We start from the raw sequence: 19,586 nt of genomic DNA, 5'->3' as shown, positions 1-19,586 counted from the left end.
CCCTAGCGCACCTTGTCGAACAGGTCGGCGGAGGCGCGTTCCAGGAGGGCGCCGGCGGATTCGCCGGGGCGCATTTCGGCGGCGCCGACGTCGAATTCGGCGACGAAGGGCGAGCGGTCGGGGCCGGCGTCGAAGGCGGTGCAGCCGATGACGGCGGCGATCCGTTCGGCGGCCAGGCGGGCGGCCTCGCCGCGCGTGGCGGGCAGCGCCAGGGCGAAGACCTCCTTGGCCAGACGGGCGGGCGTATCCTCGACCCGAACCAGGCGCGAGACCATGGCGCCGATCTGGGGCATGGCCCGGTCCAGCCAGCCGCCCTGGCGCGCCCAGGTGACGGGCTCGGTCTCGCGCACCCTGAGGACGCAGACGGACAGGGGACGTTTGCGAACGCGAGACGCCTCGGCGACCCGACCCAGGTGGGCGGCGAAGAGTTCGGGCGTGAACAGGCCGGTGGAGGCGTCCATCAGGTCCAGACTGCGGACCGAATCCAACGCCCTTCTGATGGTCAGGTGGCGGCGGTGGGCGCCGGCCATGGCCAGGACCCGCTCCGCCGTCTCCTGCTCCGGCGTTTCGGTCGAGGCCACGTCGGCGAAGCCCCGATTGAACAGTTCGTTCAGGCTGATTTCATCGGCGCCGCGCAGATAGAGCATCAGCGGAATATGATACAGGCGCGTGTTGCGCTTCATGCCTGCGGCGATCGACAGGGCGGGGGTGTGGTCCTTGGCGCCCCACAGTATGGCGGCGTCGAACAGGGTCTCATGCAGATAGTCGAAGGCGGTGTAGGGGGTGGGCGCCGCCACCACCTCGGCGCCCGCAGAGGTCAAGGCGTTGGACAGGGCCAGGAAGCGACGGTCCGCAACCCCCGCCGCCAGGATCCGCAGAGGCGCCGCCGCGGCGGGATCGGCGGCCAGGCTGATGCCGCGCAGGCCGAAGGTGGCGACCCGCAGGTGAAACTCTTCCTCGGCGATGGCGGCGCGGCCGAGCTGTTCGAGACGAAGGGCGGCCTGGGCCGGGTGCGGCGGAATCGACATGGCGACATCGGCGCCCTCGACCGAGTCGGGGGCTGCGCCGACCACCATGATGGGCAGGCGGCGCGGTTGGGCCGCCGCGCGCAGTCGGACCGCTGCGTCCGGCGTCAGGGAATCAAAGTCGATCACGGCGGCTTCGAGCGGCAGGTCCTGAAGCGTCGCCTCGGCCGAGCCGACGTCGCGGGCGGTGACGGTGGTCCAGCCAAGCGCGTCCAGGCCGGCGGCGAGCGGCCCGATACGGGCGTCATGAGCCGCCAGGATCAAAACGCGCGCGTCGAAAGCCAAGCCAGTCCCTCCCCATTGGTCGCTGGGGCCATAGCCGCATGCGAGGCGGACCACCATAGCGCGACGCATTTTATAAAGGACTATCGCCTTCGCAGGCCGCCCTCAAAGGCAGGTGCGTCGACAGGGCTTTTCCCCGTTCCAGAATCCTTTAAGTTTAGGGGTTTGTTGTAACGGTTGTGGGGACCGGATTGAGCGATCAGCTGACCCGATCGGTTCTGAAGGCGCCCGGATTCTGGGGCGGTCTGGCCGTGCGCGCCTTCACCCGCAGCTGGGGCCGGGACGTCATGCTCTACACGGGGGGCGTTTCCTTCTTCGCCCTTCTGGCCGTCTTCCCGGCCATCGCCATCCTGATCGGCGTCTATAAGCTGGGCCTGTCGATCAATGAGGTCAGCGCCCAGGCCGCCGCCCTGTCCGACCTGTTGCCGCGCGCGGCCCAGACCATATTTCACGACGAAATCGCCCGGCTGGCCAAGGCTTCCGCCCGGACCGTCTCGGCCCAGAGCGCCTTCGCCCTGTTCGTCGGCGCCTACGCGGCCCATCGAGGATTCAAGGCGTTGCTGGCGGGACTTAATCTCATTCACGATGAGACTGAGCCTCACGGCTTCTTCAAATTCAATCTGCTGGCCTTCTTTGTCGCCATATTCGCCTTCGCCCTGTTCACCGTCGTGTCCGGCGCCGTGGTGACGGCGCGGATTCTGGCCCATGCCGCCTCGCCGGGGGCGAGGGGGGACAATGCGGGTCTGATGCCGCTCGACGCCCTGCTGCCCGCCCTTGGCCTGGTGGTGGGGCTGACGTTGCTCTATCGCTACGCCATGAGTCACCGGACGCCGGTGGCCTGGCTGCCGTCGATCACCGGAGGGCTGGTGGCCACCCTGATGTCGGTGGTCTCATCCTGGCTCTGCGCCATCTATGTCGAACAGATCGCGCCTCTGGGAGCGACCTATGGCTCGGTCGGGGCCGTGGTGGTTTTGCTGATCTGGCTGTCCTGGAACGTCAACGCCATCTTCTACGGCGGCGCCTTCGCGACCGAGATGGAGATCGCCGCCGGGGCCGAGAGGGCGGAACAGGCGCGCAGGGCCTCCGCCGCGGCGGATGTGGTCGATCTGTCGGAACGGCGGGCCAGCCGCCGCACGCGGTCGCGGACCTAGGGTCGAAAACTCAGCCCGCTTCGACCAGAAGGCGCAGGACGCCGTCGACCTCTTCGATCGAAATCACGCGGCCCTGCTTCTGAGCCATTAGAAACGGCGCGTCGATGCGCGCCATAGGGTCGGTCGCCAGAAGGACGAAACGGGCGCCGGCCGCCGCCCCGGCCATGGCCTTTTGCAGCCTGAGGCTGGGCGCCGGGCAGCGGTGGCCTCGGGCGTCGACGACGACGGGTTCGGTCACGATGCGGCTCGCTCCGCCAACATCTCCAAGGCGACCCTGAGCGCCGCCATCCGGACCGCGTCGCGCCCCAGGTCGCCGAACCGCTCCATCCTGTGGACCAGCCCGCCCGGACCCACGGCCGCGAAATGGACCAGGCCGACCGGCTTGTCCGGGCCGCCGCCGCCCGGCCCCGCAATTCCGGTGACGGAGACGCTGACGCTCGCGTTCGACTGGGCTGCGGCGCCTTCGGCCATGGCGCGGGCCGTCGGCTCGGAGACGGCACCGTGGGCGATCAGGGTCGCCTCCGGCACGCCCAACATCTGTTGCTTGGCGGCGTTGCTGTAGGTGACGAAGCCGCGATCCAGAACCGCGGAGGAGCCGGGGACGGCCGTCAGGGCGGCGGAGACCAGGCCGCCGGTGCAGCTTTCCGCCGTGGCGATCATCAGTCCCCGCTCGGCCGCGGTTGCGACGATCTGTTGCGCCAGTCGCAGGATGTCTTGTGAGAACATGCGCTTTCCATAGGCCGCGAGTCCCGCTCTAACCAGCACCATGACCGATGTGGTTCAAGCCAAAAGCGCGGCGCGCCCGAACCCTGGGCGGCTCACGCCTCTCCTGTTCGCGCTGGCCGTCTTCACCTCGGCTTGTCTGGTCTTCGTGGTTCAGCCGATGGCGACCAAGCTGATCCTGCCCAGCCTGGGCGGATCGCCGTCGGTGTGGAACGCCGCCATGGTCTTCTTCCAGACCGCGCTGCTGGGCGGATACGGCTACGCCCACGCCCTGCAGCGCATCGGGTCGATGCGGCTTCAGGTGCTGGTTCATCTGGCGCTTCTGTTGGCCGCAGGCCTGTCTTTGCCCCTGCGGATCAGCGGCGTCCTGGGCGATCCCGATCCAAACGCGCCCACGGCCTGGCTTCTGGCGACCCTAACCTTCTCGATCGGGGCCCCCTTCGCCATTCTTTCGGCCACCGCGCCCCTGCTTCAAGCCTGGTATGCGCGGGCGCGGGCGGGCCAGGCGGACGCGAAGAACCCCTATGTCCTCTATGCCGCTTCGAACCTGGGCAGTTTTCTGGCCCTGCTGGCCTATCCGGTCCTGATCGAACCCCTGGCCAGTCTGTCGCTCCAGCGCCTGGGCTGGAGCCTGGGCTATGGTCTGTTCCTGGTGATGGTCGCCGGCCTGGGCGCCCTGGCCTGGTTCGGTCGCGGGGTCCGAACGGGGGCGGCGGCAGAGCCCGCGCCCCTGGAAGCGGGGGCGCCGATCGCCTGGCGCGAGAAGGGGCTGCTGGTCCTGCTCGCGGCGGCCCCGTCCAGTCTGATGCTGGGCGTGACGGCGCATCTGTCGACAGACGTGGCCTCGGCGCCTTTCCTGTGGGTCATCCCCCTGGCGCTTTATCTGCTGACCTTCGTCATCGCCTTTCAGAACCGACCGGTCCTGCCGCTCCCCCTGACGCTGGCGATCCAGGCGGGGGTGCTGGCGGCCGGCTGCGCCCTGGTCGCCTTTCGGACCACGGAGTGGCTGTTCGTCTTCGTCGTCAATCTGACAGCCTTCTTCTTCTGCGCCCTGATGTGCCATCAGCGGATGGCCGAGCGGCGGCCGGCGCCGGGCCGGCTGACGGAATTCTATCTGCTGCTGTCGCTGGGCGGCGTCCTGGGCGGCGTCTTCAACGCCCTGATCGCGCCCCTGATCTTCGACATGGTTTGGGAATATCCGCTGGCGCTGGTCGCCGTCGGCCTTTTGCGGCCATGGGGGGGAGGCGAGCTGCGGCGATGGGAGATCATCGCCTGTGTGATCGGTGTCCTGGCCGCCCTTGCCGGACCGCTGGGTCTGGCCCTGGTGCGCTACGCCCCCGACATTCGCGCGGTCGTCCCGGACGCCGAACTGGTGCGGATCGCCCAGGCGGTGATCGGCGTCGCCGCCCTGTTCGCCTTCCTGCTGAGGGACCGGGCGATCATGTTCACCGTCGTTCTGGGAGCCATGGTCTGGTCCGGCTACCATGTCGCTCGGGGCTATGACTGGGCCCTGACGGAGCGCAGCTTCTTCGGGGTCATGCGTGTGGCCAATACCGACGTCGTGGGTCTGGGCGGACCGGTTCATGTGCTGATGCACGGCACCACCCTGCACGGCGCCCAGGCGCAGTCGGAGCCGCGCCGTTGCTCGCCAACCCTCTATTACGCCACGGCCACGCCTCTGGGGCAGGCGGCCCTCATGGCCCAGGCGCGGCGGCCGGACGGCGCCCGGATCGGGATCGTGGGCCAGGGATCGGGGGCCATGGCGGCCTATAAGCGCCGTCAGGACCAGATGAGCTTTTTCGAGATCGACCCGATGGTGGATCGTCTGTCGCGCGATCCGCGCTGGTTCAGCTTCATCAATGGTTGCGCCGAAGGACCGATCCGGACGGTGCTGGGTGACGCCCGACTGACCATGGCGCGGGAGGCCGCCGGTTCCTATGATTTGCTGATCATCGACGCCTTCAGCTCCGACGCCGTGCCGACCCATCTGCTGACCCAGGAGGCCATCGCCGGCTATCTGCGGCTTTTGAAGCCGGACGGGGTGGTGGTGCTGCACCTGTCCAACCGCAATCTGGACATCACCCTGCCGGCCGAGGCGGCGGCTGCGGCCCTGGGGGCGCCAGCTCTGCACCAGATTTATCGGGAACGGCCGGATGCGCCGCTGATGGCGGAATCCTCGACCGAGGCCCTGGTGATCGGCAAGAGCGAAGCGGCCCTGGCGCCCTATCGCGAAGATCCGCGCTGGCGCAGGCTGTCGTCCACGGAGGTGCGGCCGTGGACGGACGACTACGTGAACCTGTTCGGAGCCCTGGTGCGGCAGATGCGGCTGGCCGCGCGCTGAAGGCGCCGGTTAGGCCGAGACCGGCATCTCCACCGTCGCTGCGGCCTGGGCGGCCAAGCCCTCGCCTCGGCCGGTGAAGCCCAACCCTTCGGATGTGGTGGCCTTCACGCTGACGCAGTCCAGCGGCAAGGCCAGCAGATCGGAGATCCGTTCGCGCATGGCCTGACGGTGCGGCTTCACCTTCGGACGTTCGCAGATCAGGGTCACGTCAACATTGACGATGCGGCCGCCGCGCGCCGCCACCAGTTCGGCGGCGTGGATCAGAAACTGGTCGGAGGCGGCGCCCTTCCACTTCGGGTCGGTGGGGGGGAAATGATCGCCGATGTCGCCGGCGGCGATGGCTCCCAGCAGGGCGTCGGTCAAGGCGTGCAGCCCCGCGTCGGCGTCCGAATGACCGATCAGGGTCTGGTCATGGGGAATCTCGATCCCGCACAGCCAGACTGATTCTCCGGGGCCCCAACGATGGACGTCGAAACCCGTCCCCATGCGGGACTGGTAACGGGTCTCTTGCGACAGCAGGGCCTCGGCCATGGTGAAATCCTCGGGATAGGTGAGTTTCATCAGCCGGGCGTCGCCGGCGACCAGGGCGATCCGACCGCCGTGACGGCGCACCACCACGGCCTCGTCGGTCGGGGTTTCGGCCGGGTTCCAGGCGGCATAGGCCGATTCCAGGAGTCCACGGCGGAACGCCTGGGGGGTCTGAGCCCGCCAGAGGTCCTCGCGGTCCACCGCCTCGGCCATCAGCCCGTCCGATCCCCGACGCAGGCTGTCGGCGACGGGCAGGACGGGCAGGGCGCCGTCGGCCTGATCCAGGGCGGCGACCACGCGGGCGATGACGGCGGCGTCCAACAGCGGCCGGGCGGCGTCGTGGACCAGCACGGGCTGGTCGTCGGGACAGGTGAGGGCCGCCAACCCCGCGCGAACGGACTCCGCCCGCGTCGTCCCGCCGACCACGGCGCGCCACCCCGTCAGCCCGTCCAGCACCTCGGCGGCGCGATCCTGAGCGTCCGACGCTACGACCACGACCAACTCCTGGGCGCCGGCGTCCACAAGCGCTTGGGCGGACCAGCGCAGAACCGGCTTTCCGCCCAGGGTCCGCCACTGTTTTTCGCCGCCGGCCCGCGTTCCGGAACCGGCCGCGACAATGATGGCTGAGAAGATCATGCCGTCTTCTAGAGCGCGACGTTGAGCCGGGAAACCGTCAATCCGCGCTGTCGCGCTTGACGAAAGGGCGCGCAATGCGGCGAAAGGCGGGAATGTCCAAATCCTTGACCATCGGCGACGTCACCGTGCCCGGCCGCGTGCTGATGGCGCCGATGACCGGCGTCACCGATCTGCCGTTCCGCATCCTGGCCTCCAAACTGGGCGCGGCCTATGTGGCGACCGAGATGGTGGCGGCCAAGGAGCTGGCGCGGGCTCGGCCCGACGTGGTGCGGCGCGCCGCCGTCGGCGCGGGCCTGCCGCTGACCGTGATCCAGCTGGTGGGGCGCGATCCGGGGCAGATGGCCGAGGGGGCGCGCATGGCCGAACAGGCCGGGGCGGACATCGTGGATCTGAACTTCGGCTGTCCGGCCAAGGAGGTGACGGGCTCGGCCGCCGGATCGGCCCTTATGCGGACGCCTGACCTGGCCTGTCGCATCATGGAGGCCGTGGTGGGGGCCACCGGTCGTCCGGTCACGGTCAAGATGCGGCTGGGCTGGGACGACGACAGCCGAAACGCTGCGGATTTGGCGACGCGGGCCGAGGCGCTCGGGGTCAAGGCGGTGACGGTCCATGGACGAACCCGCCAGCAGTTCTATACCGGAAGGGCGGATTGGGACGCCGTGGGCGCCGTAAAGGCGGCCGTTCGCATTCCCGTCATCGTCAACGGCGACATCGTTACGCCTGAAGACGCGCGCACGGCCCTTGAGCGGTCCGGCGCCGACGGTCTGATGCTGGGACGAGGCGTCTACGGCCGGCCCTGGCTGGCGGCCCATTTGGAACAGGCTCTGAGCGGCGCGACGGCGCCCCAGGAGCCGGGGCCGGAGGCGCGGCTGGCGATCGTGAGCGACCATCTGAGGGCCTCGATCGACTTCTACGGCCTGCCGCTGGGGCTGAAGATGTTCCGCAAACATCTGGGCTGGTACATCGAACAGGCGCCTTGGCCGGCTGATCCGCAACACCGTCGCGAGGCCAAGGCAAGAATTTGCCGCCTGGACGATCCGGCGGCCGTCGAGCAGGAGATGACGACTCTATGGCGGCGAAATTTACCAGGCGATCTCAATTCGGCTGTTGAAACGCCGCCACAGTTCGCGGACACTGCTGTGGCATGACGGATACGCCCTCAGCCGTGACCTCTCGCACCGACTCGGCGTCGGGCGACGAGTCGTTCTGGGGGCGTTTCGAAACCGAGCGGGCGCGGGCGGGCTTTGGTCTGGCCTACGCCTTGGCCGTCATCATCACGGCGGCGGCGGTATGGCTGGTCGCGGTGGCGCCCGGCGCCAGCGCCGGCGCGGCGCGAGGATCGGCCAGCCAGATCGTGCTGTTCGTCCTGATCGCCAATCTGATCCTAATTTCGGGTCTGGCCTTCATCGTCGGACGTCGCGTCCTGGCTCTGGCCCGCAGCACCAGCGAAGCGGGTTCACGCCTGCACCTGCGGTTCGTGGCCCTGTTCTCGACGGTGGCGGTGATCCCGGCGGTTCTCATCGCCCTGGTCTTCGGCGTTCTCGTGACGCGGGGGGTCGATCAATGGTTCAGCCAGAACGTCCAGTCCTCGGTCGAGAACGGCGCCGTCGTCGGCCGCGCCTATATTCAGGATGTCGCCACAGCCGTCGATGCGGATCTCGTCACGATCGCGGATCAACTGACCAGCGCCCGCAGCCTGTTCGACGACCGGATCCAGTTCAACGACGCCTTGGCCCAGATCGGAGACATCTTCGGCTATCCTGCGATCTATATTCTTGACGGTGATCGGGAGGTGCTGGCGCGAGCGGAAGGACCGGGGGCGCCGCCCTATCTGGCTCCCCCGCGCTCCTATCTGGAAGACGCCGTCCAGGGCGGCAAGCCGCCGACGGACGTGACCCAGCACCCCGACACCGTGCGGTCTCTGATCGCCCTGCCGGCCTATGGCGACGCCTATCTTTATCTGGTGCGGCCGCTGCAGGACGGTCTGGTGGCGCGAATGAACGCCTCGAGCCAGTCGATTCAGGCCTATCGCGAAGCCCAGGAGAGCCGCGCCCGGATCCAATCGGCCTTCATTCTCAGCTATCTGGAGACCGCCCTGCTGGTCCTGGTTGGAGCGGTCTGGCTGGGCATGTCGGCGGCCAGCAGCATTTCGGCACCGATCGGGCGGCTGGTGAAGGCGGCCGGTCAGGTGGCGGCGGGCGACTTCAGCGCCCGGGTGGACAGCGACGGGGCGCCAGGTGAAATCGCCACCCTGTCGGAGGCCTTCAACCGCATGACGGGCGATCTTCAGGCCCAGCAGTCGGCGCTGAAGGCGGCCAGCGAAGACGCCCAGGATCGCAGCCGTTTCATCGAGACGGTGCTGTCCGGCGTCAGCGCCGGGGTGATCGGTCTGGATCGGCGCGGACGAATCTCGGCCATCAACGACAGCGCCCTGCAACTGCTGCACATCGAAGAGGCCGAGGTTCTCGGCCGTGAACTGGCGACCCTGTCGCCCGAGCTCAGCGATCTGGTCGGACGGGTCGAGGCCCATATAGAAGAGGACATAGATCTGAGCCGCGAAGGCGAGACCCTGCGTCTGCGCGTGCGCATCGAGGGCGGTCAGGGCGGCGAGATGGTGCTGACCTTCGACGACATCACCCGGCTGGTCACGGCCCAGCGCAACGCCGCCTGGCGCGACGTGGCGCGGCGTATCGCCCATGAGATCAAGAATCCCCTGACCCCGATCCAACTGTCGGCCGAAAGGCTGAGGCGGAAATACAGGGACAAGGTGGACGAGGTGGAGATCTTCGACCGCTGCACCGACACCATCATCCGCCAGGTGGGGGACATCGGCCGGATGGTGGACGAATTCTCGTCCTTCGCCCGCATGCCCGCGCCGCGTTTCGGGGCGGCCAACCCCGCCGAAATGCTGCGAGAGGCGGTGTTCGCCCAGCGGGTGGCGGCGGCCGACATCGGCGTGGACCTGATCGAACCCCTGCCCAAGGCGAGCCTGCGGTGCGACGCCCGGATGGTGGGACAGGCGCTGGTCAACATCCTGAAGAACGCGGGCGAATCCGTGGCGGCGCGGCGTGCCGCCGAAGGCGCAGCGCCCGGACCCGATGCGGCGGCCATCATCGCCTCCCTGATCATCGAGAACGAGACGGCCGTCTTTGTGGTGGAGGACGACGGCGTCGGCCTTCCCGCCAAGGACCGCGATCGCCTGATCGAACCCTATGTGACCACGCGCGAAAAGGGCACGGGCCTGGGCCTGGCCATCGTCAAACGCATCTGCGAGGACCACGGCGGCGAGCTTAAGCTGGCGGACGCCGAGACCCTGCGCGGCGCGCGCGTGTGCCTGATCTTCCCCCTGAAACCCCACGGCAAGACCGGCGATGCGACGGAGCGCAAGCTCCAGAGCGTCGTCGCCGAATAAGCGAGGCAAGATGCGACCTACCGGTTCCGACATTCTGGTCGTCGACGACGAGGCGGACATCCGCGATCTGGTTTCGGGCCTGCTCGAGGATGAGGGCCACGCCGTGCGCGTGGCCGCCAACTCCGACGAGGCCCTGGCGGCGATTCGCGCACGGAAGCCGTCGCTGGCGATCCTCGACATCTGGATGCAGGGCGGCGGTCTGGACGGGCTGGAACTGCTGGAGGTGGTCAAGGAGATCGACCCCGACCTGCCGGTGGTGATGATCTCGGGCCACGGCAATATCGAGACGGCGGTGACCGCGCTGAAGCGCGGCGCCTATGACTTCATCGAAAAGCCGTTCAAGTCGGATCGGCTGGTGGTGGTGGTCGAGCGGGCGATCGAAGCAGCGACGCTGAGACGCGAGAATCGCCGTCTGCGCGCGCAGACGATGACGCCGTCCGGCCTGATCGGCCGCTCCCAGGCGGCCCAGGCCCTGCGCAGCACCATCGCCAAGGTGGCCCAGGCCAACAGCCGGGTGCTGATTTCCGGCCCGGCCGGGTCGGGCAAGGAGCTTGTGGCGCGTCAGATCCACGAAGCCAGTCCGCGCGCGCGCGCCGAGTTCGTCGCCATCTCGGCCGCCGGAATGACGCCCGAGCGATTGGATGTCGAACTGTTCGGGGAAGAGGGACAGGACGGCCGGCCGCGCAAGATCGGGGTGTTCGAGCGGGCGCACAACGGCACCCTCTATCTGGACGAGATCAGCGACATGCCGCGTGAGAGCCAGAGCCGCATCCTGCGGGTTCTGGTGGATCAGCGCTTTCGTCGGGTCGGCGGCGAACAGGACGTGCAGGTCGATGTGCGCGTCGTCACATCCACTTCGCGAGACCTGAAGACGGAGATTGCCGAAGGCCGGTTCCGTGAAGACCTGTTCCACCGCCTGAACGTCGTGCCGATCCGGGTGCCGGCCCTGTCGGAGCGGCGCGAAGACATCGCCGAACTGGTCGATTATTTCGTCGAAACCATCAGCGCTTCGCAGGGCCTGCCTCGGCGTGTGGTCGGGGAGGACGCGGTGGCGGTGCTGCAGGTCCATCCCTGGCCGGGCAACATCCGCCAGCTGCGCAACAATATCGAACGGCTGCTGATCCTGGCGACAGGCGATCCGAACGAGCCGATCACCGCCGACATGCTGCCGCAGGAGGTCGCCACCTCGAACAGCCCGTCTTCCAGCCTGGGGGCGGAGCGCACCATCGCCCTGCCGCTGCGCGAGGCGCGCGAGGTGTTCGAGCGCGAGTATCTGGCCGCCCAGATCATGCGCTTCGGCGGCAACATCTCCCGCACCGCCGCCTTCATCGGCATGGAGCGGTCGGCTCTGCATAGAAAGCTGAAGTCGCTGGGTGTCTCTCCCGCGCGAGGCGGAGATGAGGACGAGGCCGACTGATGTCCCGCGTCGCCTATGTGAATGGAACCTATCAGCCGCACGGCGAAGCCGTGGTCCATGTGGAGGATCGGGGCTTTCAGTTCGCCGACGGGGTCTATGAGGTCTGGTCCGTGTTCGACGGTCGGCTGGCGGATTTCGACGGCCATATGACGCGGCTGCATCGCAGCCTCAATGAACTGCGCATCGACATTCCCATGTCGGTCGCCGCCCTGACGCGGGTGCTGCGCGAGACGATCCGGCGCAACCGGGTGAAGAACGGAATCGTCTATCTGCAGGTCACGCGCGGCACGGCGCGGCGCGACCATCCCTTCCCCGCGCCGGGGACGCCGCCCAGCGTCATCGTCACCGCCAAGTCCATCTCGCCCGCACGGGGAGAAGCTCAGGCGAAAAAGGGCGTCGCCGTGTTGACCCAGCCCGACATCCGCTGGGGACGCTGCGACATCAAAACGGTGGGGCTCTTGCCGAACATCCTGGCCAAACAGGCGGCGCGGGAGGCCGGCGCCTATGAGGCCTGGTTCGTCGATGACATGGGCCTGGTGACCGAAGGCTCCTCGACCAACGCCTGGATCGTGGATGAGAACGGAAAGCTGCGGACCCGCGACACCCAGGCCAACATCCTGAAGGGCTGCACGCGCACCACCCTGATGACCCTGATCGAGGAACAGGGCCTCGAACTGGACGAGCGCCCCTTCAGCGTCGAGGACGTCAAGCGCGCGCGCGAAGCCTTCTTCACGGCCGCCGGCGCTTTCGTGACCCCCGCGATTTCGATCGACGGAACCAAGATCGGGGACGGCAAGCCGGGGCCGATTACGTTGAAGCTGCGGCGGCTCTATCTTGAACGCGCGCGTCGAGAGGCCATTTAGGGCGTTGCCGGAGCGGGGAGGCGCCGTCTAAGGTCGCTGCCGGCCCGTTCGGCCCCGACGCCGCTCCCATGGCGACGAACAACCAAGAACAGGAAAAACCTGCCATGTCGCAAGACAAACGCCAGAACCTTCAGGACACCTTCCTCAACTCGGTCCGCAAGACCAAGACGCCGCTGACCATCTTCCTGGTCAATGGGGTCAAGTTGCAGGGCATCGTGACCTGGTTCGACAACTTCTGTGTGCTGCTGCGCCGCGACGGCCAGTCCCAACTGGTGTACAAGCACGCCATCTCCACCATCATGCCGTCCGCGCCCGTGCAGCTGTACGAGCCCGACGCCGAAGACGATTGATTGACCCAAAAACTGATTGATCACGCCGCCCCGGTTCAGCGGGCGGTCGTCATCCACCCCGACGGACGGTCGGAGTCGCCGCGCCTGGCCGAAGAACGCCTCGAAGAAGCGTCCGGCCTGGCCCGCGCCCTGGACCTCGACATCCGGGGCGAAGAGATCGTGCGCGTGCGCAAGGTCGCGCCGGCGACCCTGTTCGGATCGGGCAAGGTGGACGAACTGGCCGCCCTGATGCGCGCGGCCGAGGCCGATGTGGCCGTCATCGACGACGCTCTGACGCCCGTTCAGCAGCGCAATCTGGAGAAGGCCTGGGAGGTGAAGGTCATCGACCGCACCGGCCTGATCCTGGAAATCTTCGGACGCCGCGCGCGGACTAAGGAAGGTCGGCTGCAAGTCGAACTGGCGCGGCTCGACTATGAACGGTCGCGTCTGGTGCGGACCTGGACCCACCTGGAGCGCCAGCGCGGCGGCACCGGCTCGACCGGCGGCCCCGGCGAAACCCAGATCGAGCTGGACCGGCGTCTGATCGCTGACCGGATCGTGCGGCTGAAGGCCGAGCTGGAGGAGGTGCGCCGCACGCGCGGTCTGCACCGCAAACAGCGCCAGAAGGTCCCGTTCCCGACCGTCGCCCTGGTCGGCTACACCAATGCGGGCAAGTCGACGCTTTTCAACCGATTGACGGGATCGGAGGTCTTCGCCAAGGATCTGTTGTTCGCCACCCTGGACACGACCCAGCGCACCATCCGCCTGCCGCAGGGCCGGCCGGCCATTGTAGCGGATACGGTCGGCTTCATCTCCGACCTGCCGCACGAACTGGTCGAAAGCTTCCGCGCCACCCTGGAAGAGGTGGGCGAGGCCGATCTGATCCTGCACGTCCGCGATATCGCCTCGGCCGACAGCGACGCCCAGGCCAAGGATGTGGAAGCCGTGCTGAAACAGATCGAGACTCCCGAGGGCAAGACCCGTCGGGTGCTGGAGGTCTGGAACAAGATCGACATGCTGGACGAGGAGGCGTGCGAGGCTGTGCTGGGCCAGGCCGAACGTCTGGCGAAGACGGGCGAGGCGGTCGCCGTCTCGGCCTGGACGGGCGAGGGAATCGAACGCCTGCGCCAGACCATCGCCGGCCTGATCGACGACGATCCGGAGACGCGCCTGACCCTGTCGCCCGAACAGGGCGAGGCGTTGGCCTGGCTTTATGAACATGGCCGGGTGACGAGGCGGGACGCGGATGAGGATGGCCGCACCCATGTCACAGTGAGGCTTCACCCTGCCGCCCTGGGGCGGTTCGAGCGCCTGTATCCCGACCTGACCGACTGAACCATGCATCTGATCGAGACCGTCCTGCTGCTGCTTCTGGCCGTCGTGGTGTCGGGATCGGTCGCGCGGATCACCCGCATCGCCCTGCCGCTGGTGCAGATCGGTCTGGGGGCCGTCATCGTCCTGGCGACCGGGACGACGGTCGATCTGAAGCCGGACATCTTCTTTCTGCTGTTCCTGCCGCCCCTGCTGTTTCTGGACGGTTGGCGCATCCCCAAGGAGGCCCTGTTTCGCGACCGGGCCGTGATCTTGGAGCTGGCGCTGGGGCTGGTGCTGTTCACCGTCATCGGCCTGGGCTTCATGATCTGGTTTATGATCCCCGAGATGCCCTTGCCGGTGGCCTTCGCCCTGGCGGCCATCCTGTCTCCGACCGATCCCATCGCCGTCCAGGCCATCGCCGCGCGGGCCCCGATACCCAAGCGGCTGATGCATATTCTGGAAGGCGAATCGCTGCTGAACGACGCCACGGGCCTGACCTGCATGCGGATCGCGGTCGTGGCGGCGACCACCGGCGCCTTTTCCTTGGGCGGGGCGGTGGCGACCTTCGCCTGGCTGTCTGTGGTCGGTGTGGCGACGGGCGTGCTGGTCACCATCGCCATCAGCTACGTCAAGGGGGTCGTCAGCCGGCGCTGGGGCGAGGATGTGGGGGCTCAGATTCTGGTCAGTCTGCTGATCCCCTTCGCCGCCTATCTGGTCGCCGAAGAGCTGAGGGCATCGGGCATATTGGCCGCCGTGGCGGCGGGCGTGACCATGAGCTTCACCGAGCGGGGCGGCGGCATAGGCGGCCAATCCCTGGCCATGACCCGCATCCGGCGCGGCGTGGTGTGGGACACGGTCCAGTTCGTCGCCAACGGCATCATCTTCGTGATCCTGGGCCAACAGATGCCGTCCATCATGGCGCGCGCGGCCGAGGTGGTGCGGGGCACCAGCCGGCCCGAGGTCTGGTGGCTGGCGGTCTATGTCTTCGCCATTGTCGCGGCCCTGGCGGCCTTGCGTTTCGTCTGGGTGTGGACGTCGCTGAGGCTGACCCTGTTCCGACGCCGCCATCGCGGGCCGCCGCCCAAGGTCGGACTGCGGCTGACCCTGGTCATGTCTCTGGCGGGGGTGCGGGGCGCCATCACCCTGGCGGGCATTCTGACCGTGCCCTTCTTCCTGGCGGACGGCTCGCCGATGCCGTCGCGCAATCTGGCGATCTTCCTGGCGGCGGGGGTGATCATCGTCTCCCTGCTGCTCGCCACCTTCGCCCTGCCGCGTCTGATGAAGGGGGTGGAGCTGCCGCCCGAACCGTCACAGGAGCGGGAAGAGGACAGGGGGCGCGTCGCCGCCGCCTCGGCCGCCCTGCGCGCCCTGGAGGATGCGTCCCACGCCATGGCCGAGGGCAAGGCCAATCCCGACCTCTATTCCGACGTCGCCAGTCGGATCATGGAAATCTATCGCCAGCGCATCGAGACCCATACCCGCACGGAAGAGGATGATGCGGCCGTGGCGCGCAAGATCGATCAGGTGGAGCGCAAGCTCTGGCTGGCGGCGCTCGCGGCGGAGCGGGAAGAGCTCGGCCGGATGGCGCGCTCACGCCGGCTGGATGAGGTGACGGCGCGCAAGATGATCCGCGAGGTCGATCTGCAGGAACTGCGCTACCTCTGACCTTCAGCGGTCCATGAAGGCCGCGACCGCCGCATAGCTGTCGGCGATGTGGTGTGCGCCGCGGGCGGCCAGGCGTTCGGCGTGGCCGTCGCGGACATGGCCCCCGGCGGTCAGCCCCACCACCGTCATGCCCGCGGCGACGCCTGCGGTCACGCCCGCCTCGCTGTCCTCGATGACCAGGACGCGCGCCGGATCGACCCCCATGCTTTCGGCGGCGTGCAGGAAGATGTCGGGGTGGGGCTTGCCGCGCTCGACCACCAGGCCGGTGAAGACGGCGCCGTCGAAATGATCGGTCAGGCCGAACAGGTCCAGGCCGACGCCGATCCAGTCAGGGCCGCTGGACGAGGCGATGCAGCGGGCCTCGGACCGGGCGGCGACGAAGTCGATCAGGCCGGGCACGGGCTTCAAGTGGAGCGGGGCGCGGGCCCGGCAGGCAGCGAACCAGGTGGTGTGGAAATCCTCGGGGCAGGGCCGGCCCAGGGCCGCCTCGACCACCGGCCGGTTGTCGCGCCAGCGCCGGCCCGTATAGGTCGCCAGCACCTGGTCCAGACTGGTGGGCAGGCCGATGGCGGTCAGCTGTTCGGCCATGACGGTGCTGTTCAGCACCTCGCTGTCGGCGACCACGCCGTCATAGTCGAAGATGATCAGGTCGTAGGGCATGCGGCGGCTCAGGAGGACGGGCCGGCCTTTTCGGCCGCCTTTGCGGCGTCCCAGAGGCGGTCCATCTCCTCCAGCGTCGATTGGTCGGGGGTGCGGCCGTCCCTGGCCAGTTCGGCCTCGATGAAGCCGAAGCGGCGCACGAACTTGGCGTTGGCGGCGCGGAGCGCATCCTCGGGCTCGACGTCCAGCTTGCGGGCCAGGTTGGCGACGACGAACAGCAGGTCGCCCAGCTCCTCGCGCGCCTTGGCCTGGTCGCCGGCGGCGATCTCGACGCGCAGCTCCTCGACCTCTTCCGCCAGCTTGTCGAACACCTCGTCGGTCGAGGGCCAGTCGAAGCCGACGCGGCCGGCGCGCTTGGTCAGTTTGGCGGCGCGGGTCAGGGCGGGCAGGCCGACGGGGACGTCGTCGAGGACGCCGGGCTTCTTGCGATCCTTGCGTTCAGCGGCCTTGATGACCTCCCAGGCGACGGTCTGTTCCTTCGAGGTGCGCTGGGCCTCGTCTCCGAAGACGTGGGGGTGGCGGCGTTCCAGCTTGTCGGCGATGGCGGTGACCACGTCGTCGAAGGCGAACACGCCCTGCTCCTCGGCCATGCGGGCGTGGAAGACGACCTGGAACAAGAGGTCGCCCAGTTCGCCCTTCAGTTCGACCAGATCGTTGCGCTCGATGGCGTCGGCGACCTCATAGGCCTCCTCGATCGTATAGGGGGCGATGGTGGCGAAGGTCTGCTCCACGTCCCAGGGGCAGCCGCCGTCCGGGTCGCGCAGCCGCTCCATGATGGACAGAAGCCGGTCGATGGGCCTCATGCCTGCGCCTCCGCGTCGCGCGCGTCCAGGGCCTTGCGGATCTCGTTATGGCGCGCGGCGGTCAGCGGATAGTTCTTCAGCACCCAGGCGGTCAGGGCCAGAAGCAGGCCGGGGACGGCGATGAACAGGATCTGAAGCGTCAGCAGGGAGGCGTCGCTGTTACCCTCCGGCCCAGGCACGGCGCGGAAGCCGACCCACTGGAGGATCAGATAGGGGACCAGGGCGACCACATGGCCGATCTTGGTGGTGGCCGAGAGGATGGACAGCATCAGGCCGGTGCGGTCGACGCCGGTCTCGAACCGCTCCTGATCGCCGGCGTCGGCCATCATGGCGCGGGTCAGGAACAGGCCGGCGGCGTAGGGCAGGCCGGCGATGAACATGACCACGGCGGTCAGGGCGAAATTGCCGCCGGGGACCAGGGTGGCGCCGATATAGAGGACGGCCGAGACGAGGCTGGCGATCGCCAGGCCCCGGTCCTTGCCGACACGGGTCGCCAGCCAGGCCCAGAAGGGAGCGCCGCACAGGCCGGCGACGAAATAGAACAGCATGAAGAGCCCGGCCTCGGTGTGGTCGTAGCCGCGGATCTGGCCGAAGAAGAAGAACAGCAGCGAACCGGTGATGCCCGGCGCCACGCCCAGCAGCAGATCGGCGATCAGCAGCTTGCGCACCACGGGCGTCTTCAGCAGGGCCAGATAGGCGCCGAGGCTGCCGTGCGGTTGGTCTCCGGCGGTGACGGGCTCGGGCACGGCGACCATGGCCAGGCCGATGGTGACGGGCAGGGCGATGATGATGCCCCAGCCCATGATCCGCACCCCGTCGGCATAGGTCCCGATGCCGGTCTGGACCACCACGGTCGGGAGAACCAGGATCAGCACCACCCCGATGATGTTGAACACCTGCCACCAGCCGTAGACGCGGCTGCGCTGGTCATACTGGGGCGCAAGGACGGCGGCCCAGCCCAGCTGGCCCAGGGTGCCGATGGAGAAGCCCAGGTAGAGGAACAGCAGCCAGCCGAACAGATAGACCGCCGGGGCGCCCGGCTGGACCAGGACGAACATCATCAGGGCCGCCAGCATCAGCATGGGGGTGGCCAGGGCCATCCAGGGGCGGTAGCGACCGAAACGGGTCCGGGTCTTGTCCATGCCCCAGCCGAGGAAGGGGTCGAAGACGATGTCGATCAGCCGCACGGCCATGAAGACGGTCGCGACCACCCCCAGCTCCAGCCCCACATAGGTGGCGTAGAATTCCGGCAGGGTGACGGGCAGGGCCACGCCGAAGGCCGCCAGCGGCAGGCAGGGGCCGGAGAAGGCGGCGAGCACGGCGTTGGAGCGACGGGGCGCGGCGGCGGCGGTCATGCGACGGGTCCGGGACAGCCCGGATGAGTCGGGCCGACGCAGGATTGCAGGTTTGGACGCGGGAGCGGAGTCGGATTCGGGCGGACGGCCGTCTGCGCGCTTGCTCCTGAGGGCCGCTTGAGGCTTGCTGGGGGCATGTGGCGAAGCTGTCTCGCGTTCCTGACTCTCTGGCTGGTCTTGGCCTTCGCCGGCGTAGCGCGCGCGGCGGGGCCCTGCCACACCAACGCCGACGTCTGGGGCGAGGAGGCCCTGGCCAATGCGGCCTCGGCCTATGGACTGGAGTGGGCGCCGTTCGGGGCGACAGAATTTGGGTGGATGGCCTATGCGCCCCTGATCCAGCAGGAGCTGCACACCCAGTGCGGCCCCGGTACGCCGGTCTTCGCCTCACAACTGGCGGGATTCCAGCAGACCCACGGCCTGGCGCCGACAGGCCTGTTCGACGCCGGGACCTTCCAGGTGTTGCGCGGGCTGTGGCAGGAGCGGCGGCCTTTCGTGATGGCGCGGATCCGTGGCGAATGCCCTGATCCACCGCCGATCAACCAACTGGGCTATCTGGTCGCGTCAGAAGAGCACGCCGACCGGCTGACCCGGCTGTTGCGGCGTGACGTGCTGGACGCCTATCGCCGGATGGTCGCCGCCGCACGGGCAGAGGTTCCCGAGATCGCCGCCGATCCCGAACTGCTGCAGATCTTCTCAGGCTTCCGGGACCCCGAGGCGGACGCCGCCCGCTGCGCCCAGCAGGGCAATTGCGACGGCCTGCGCCGCGCCGTCTGTTCGCCCCACCGGACGGGCGCGGCGGTCGATCTGTACGTCGGCCAGGCGCCGGGCCGGGGCGTCGACTCGACGGCGGCGGCCAGTCGCGAATATATGGCGCGCGGGGCGACCTATCGCTGGCTGGTCGCCAACGCCGGGCGGTTCGGCTTCGTTCCCTATGTCTATGAACCCTGGCACTGGGAATATGTGCGGCCCTGGGATCCTTCGTTCGCGCCCTGAGCCGATCGGACGAGCCTCCGGCTTTCATTTCAGTTTTTGACTGAAACCATCGTGAATTTTGAGAGGGGGCTTGCATGGCGTCAAGCGAA

General features: G+C 68.3%; 17 protein-coding genes. 10 read left to right on the top strand and 7 right to left on the bottom strand.

All coding sequences use genetic code 11. From position 1 onward, the window contains the following. Positions 1–2 precede the first annotated feature (2 nt). Positions 3–1,310, bottom strand: coding sequence for a diguanylate cyclase domain-containing protein (locus AC07XS_RS00290; RefSeq protein WP_182713087.1), 1,308 nt, complete (start codon positions 1,308–1,310; stop codon positions 3–5). Positions 1,311–1,498: 188 nt separating this feature from the next. Between AC07XS_RS00290 and AC07XS_RS00285 the strand changes: the two genes are divergently transcribed. Continuing rightward, positions 1,499–2,458 carry a YihY/virulence factor BrkB family protein gene (locus tag AC07XS_RS00285; protein ID WP_224764333.1) on the top strand — a complete coding sequence of 320 codons (960 nt, stop codon included), beginning with the start codon at positions 1,499–1,501 and terminating at the stop codon, positions 2,456–2,458. Between the two features lie 10 nt (positions 2,459–2,468). On the opposite strand, the gene AC07XS_RS00280 is transcribed toward AC07XS_RS00285, so the two are convergent. Together AC07XS_RS00280 and AC07XS_RS00275 are read right to left on the bottom strand one after the other, a co-directional pair. Continuing rightward, positions 2,469–2,696: a sulfurtransferase TusA family protein gene (locus AC07XS_RS00280; protein WP_054765913.1), complete on the bottom strand. Its 228-nt coding sequence runs from the start codon at positions 2,694–2,696 to the stop codon at positions 2,469–2,471. Further along, the gene (locus tag AC07XS_RS00275) at positions 2,693–3,184 is read right to left on the bottom strand and encodes a CinA family protein (RefSeq protein ID WP_182713086.1); all 492 of its coding nucleotides are present in this window, start codon (positions 3,182–3,184) and stop codon (positions 2,693–2,695) included. Before AC07XS_RS00275 ends, AC07XS_RS00280 begins: the two co-directional genes overlap by 4 nt. A gap of 40 nt (positions 3,185–3,224) precedes the next feature. On the opposite strand from AC07XS_RS00275, the gene AC07XS_RS00270 reads away from it, so the two are divergent. Beyond that, a complete protein-coding gene (locus tag AC07XS_RS00270) occupies positions 3,225–5,522 on the top strand; it encodes a fused MFS/spermidine synthase (RefSeq protein WP_182713085.1) in 2,298 nt (765 codons plus the stop codon). 9 nt (positions 5,523–5,531) lie between these two features. Here AC07XS_RS00270 and AC07XS_RS00265 read toward each other — a convergent pair whose 3' ends face one another. After that, on the bottom strand, positions 5,532–6,686 hold the full coding sequence (locus AC07XS_RS00265; RefSeq protein ID WP_182713084.1) for a bifunctional 2-C-methyl-D-erythritol 4-phosphate cytidylyltransferase/2-C-methyl-D-erythritol 2,4-cyclodiphosphate synthase: 1,155 nt from the start codon (positions 6,684–6,686) through the stop codon (positions 5,532–5,534). Positions 6,687–6,778: 92 nt separating this feature from the next. Between AC07XS_RS00265 and dusB the strand changes: the two genes are divergently transcribed. The 7 genes from dusB (at position 6,779) to AC07XS_RS00230 (ending at position 15,686) form a co-directional block, all read left to right on the top strand. Continuing rightward, entirely contained in the window at positions 6,779–7,834 is a 1,056-nt protein-coding gene (gene dusB, locus AC07XS_RS00260) for a tRNA dihydrouridine synthase DusB (protein WP_182713083.1), read from the top strand. After that, positions 7,831–10,098 (top strand): sensor histidine kinase, encoded by a 2,268-nt coding sequence (locus tag AC07XS_RS00255; RefSeq protein WP_182713082.1) that lies wholly within the window; start codon positions 7,831–7,833, stop codon positions 10,096–10,098. Before dusB ends, AC07XS_RS00255 begins: the two co-directional genes overlap by 4 nt. 10 nt (positions 10,099–10,108) lie before the next feature. After that, positions 10,109–11,515 carry a nitrogen assimilation response regulator NtrX gene (ntrX, locus tag AC07XS_RS00250; protein WP_182713081.1) on the top strand — a complete coding sequence of 469 codons (1,407 nt, stop codon included), beginning with the start codon at positions 10,109–10,111 and terminating at the stop codon, positions 11,513–11,515. Further along, entirely contained in the window at positions 11,515–12,378 is an 864-nt protein-coding gene (locus AC07XS_RS00245; protein ID WP_054765906.1) for a D-amino-acid transaminase, read from the top strand. The genes ntrX and AC07XS_RS00245 overlap by 1 nt, the downstream gene beginning before the upstream one ends. A 104-nt stretch (positions 12,379–12,482) precedes the next feature. Continuing rightward, positions 12,483–12,728 carry an RNA chaperone Hfq gene (gene hfq, locus AC07XS_RS00240; protein WP_054766962.1) on the top strand — a complete coding sequence of 82 codons (246 nt, stop codon included), beginning with the start codon at positions 12,483–12,485 and terminating at the stop codon, positions 12,726–12,728. After that, positions 12,729–14,042: a GTPase HflX gene (hflX, locus tag AC07XS_RS00235; RefSeq protein ID WP_182713080.1), complete on the top strand. Its 1,314-nt coding sequence runs from the start codon at positions 12,729–12,731 to the stop codon at positions 14,040–14,042. A 3-nt stretch (positions 14,043–14,045) separates the two neighbouring features. Then, positions 14,046–15,686: a Na+/H+ antiporter gene (locus AC07XS_RS00230; protein WP_182713079.1), complete on the top strand. Its 1,641-nt coding sequence runs from the start codon at positions 14,046–14,048 to the stop codon at positions 15,684–15,686. A 3-nt stretch (positions 15,687–15,689) separates the two neighbouring features. On the opposite strand, the gene AC07XS_RS00225 is transcribed toward AC07XS_RS00230, so the two are convergent. The 3 genes from AC07XS_RS00225 to AC07XS_RS00215 are packed head-to-tail and all read right to left on the bottom strand — an operon-like array spanning position 15,690 to position 18,504. Then, the gene (locus tag AC07XS_RS00225; RefSeq protein ID WP_182713078.1) at positions 15,690–16,346 is read right to left on the bottom strand and encodes an HAD family hydrolase; all 657 of its coding nucleotides are present in this window, start codon (positions 16,344–16,346) and stop codon (positions 15,690–15,692) included. 8 nt (positions 16,347–16,354) lie between these two features. Beyond that, entirely contained in the window at positions 16,355–17,149 is a 795-nt protein-coding gene (gene mazG, locus AC07XS_RS00220) for a nucleoside triphosphate pyrophosphohydrolase (protein ID WP_182713077.1), read from the bottom strand. Further along, positions 17,146–18,504 carry an MFS transporter gene (locus tag AC07XS_RS00215; RefSeq protein ID WP_182713076.1) on the bottom strand — a complete coding sequence of 453 codons (1,359 nt, stop codon included), beginning with the start codon at positions 18,502–18,504 and terminating at the stop codon, positions 17,146–17,148. Before AC07XS_RS00215 ends, mazG begins: the two co-directional genes overlap by 4 nt. 135 nt (positions 18,505–18,639) lie before the next feature. Between AC07XS_RS00215 and AC07XS_RS00210 the strand changes: the two genes are divergently transcribed. Next, complete coding sequence (locus AC07XS_RS00210) at positions 18,640–19,497, top strand: M15 family metallopeptidase (protein ID WP_054765901.1); 858 nt, start codon at positions 18,640–18,642, stop codon at positions 19,495–19,497. The last annotated feature ends 89 nt before the right edge of the window (positions 19,498–19,586 follow it).

The sequence above is a fragment of the Brevundimonas sp. GW456-12-10-14-LB3 genome, assembly GCF_059424365.1.
This window is presented reverse-complemented; position numbering and strand designations above follow the sequence as displayed.

Excerpts from the sequence above, each read along its gene's own strand:
- hfq (WP_054766962.1), top strand. The coding sequence starts at position 12,483 with ATGTCGCAAGACAAACGCCAGAACCTTCAGGACACCTTCCTCAACTCG.
- AC07XS_RS00265 (WP_182713084.1), bottom strand. The coding sequence starts at position 6,686 with ATGATCTTCTCAGCCATCATTGTCGCGGCCGGTTCCGGAACGCGGGCC.
- AC07XS_RS00225 (WP_182713078.1), bottom strand. The coding sequence starts at position 16,346 with ATGCCCTACGACCTGATCATCTTCGACTATGACGGCGTGGTCGCCGAC.
- AC07XS_RS00215 (WP_182713076.1), bottom strand. The coding sequence starts at position 18,504 with ATGACCGCCGCCGCCGCGCCCCGTCGCTCCAACGCCGTGCTCGCCGCC.
- mazG (WP_182713077.1), bottom strand. The coding sequence starts at position 17,149 with ATGAGGCCCATCGACCGGCTTCTGTCCATCATGGAGCGGCTGCGCGAC.
- AC07XS_RS00275 (WP_182713086.1), bottom strand. The coding sequence starts at position 3,184 with ATGTTCTCACAAGACATCCTGCGACTGGCGCAACAGATCGTCGCAACC.
- AC07XS_RS00230 (WP_182713079.1), top strand. The coding sequence starts at position 14,046 with ATGCATCTGATCGAGACCGTCCTGCTGCTGCTTCTGGCCGTCGTGGTG.
- dusB (WP_182713083.1), top strand. The coding sequence starts at position 6,779 with ATGTCCAAATCCTTGACCATCGGCGACGTCACCGTGCCCGGCCGCGTG.
- ntrX (WP_182713081.1), top strand. The coding sequence starts at position 10,109 with ATGCGACCTACCGGTTCCGACATTCTGGTCGTCGACGACGAGGCGGAC.
- AC07XS_RS00270 (WP_182713085.1), top strand. The coding sequence starts at position 3,225 with ATGACCGATGTGGTTCAAGCCAAAAGCGCGGCGCGCCCGAACCCTGGG.
- AC07XS_RS00210 (WP_054765901.1), top strand. The coding sequence starts at position 18,640 with ATGTGGCGAAGCTGTCTCGCGTTCCTGACTCTCTGGCTGGTCTTGGCC.
- AC07XS_RS00245 (WP_054765906.1), top strand. The coding sequence starts at position 11,515 with ATGTCCCGCGTCGCCTATGTGAATGGAACCTATCAGCCGCACGGCGAA.
- AC07XS_RS00255 (WP_182713082.1), top strand. The coding sequence starts at position 7,831 with ATGACGGATACGCCCTCAGCCGTGACCTCTCGCACCGACTCGGCGTCG.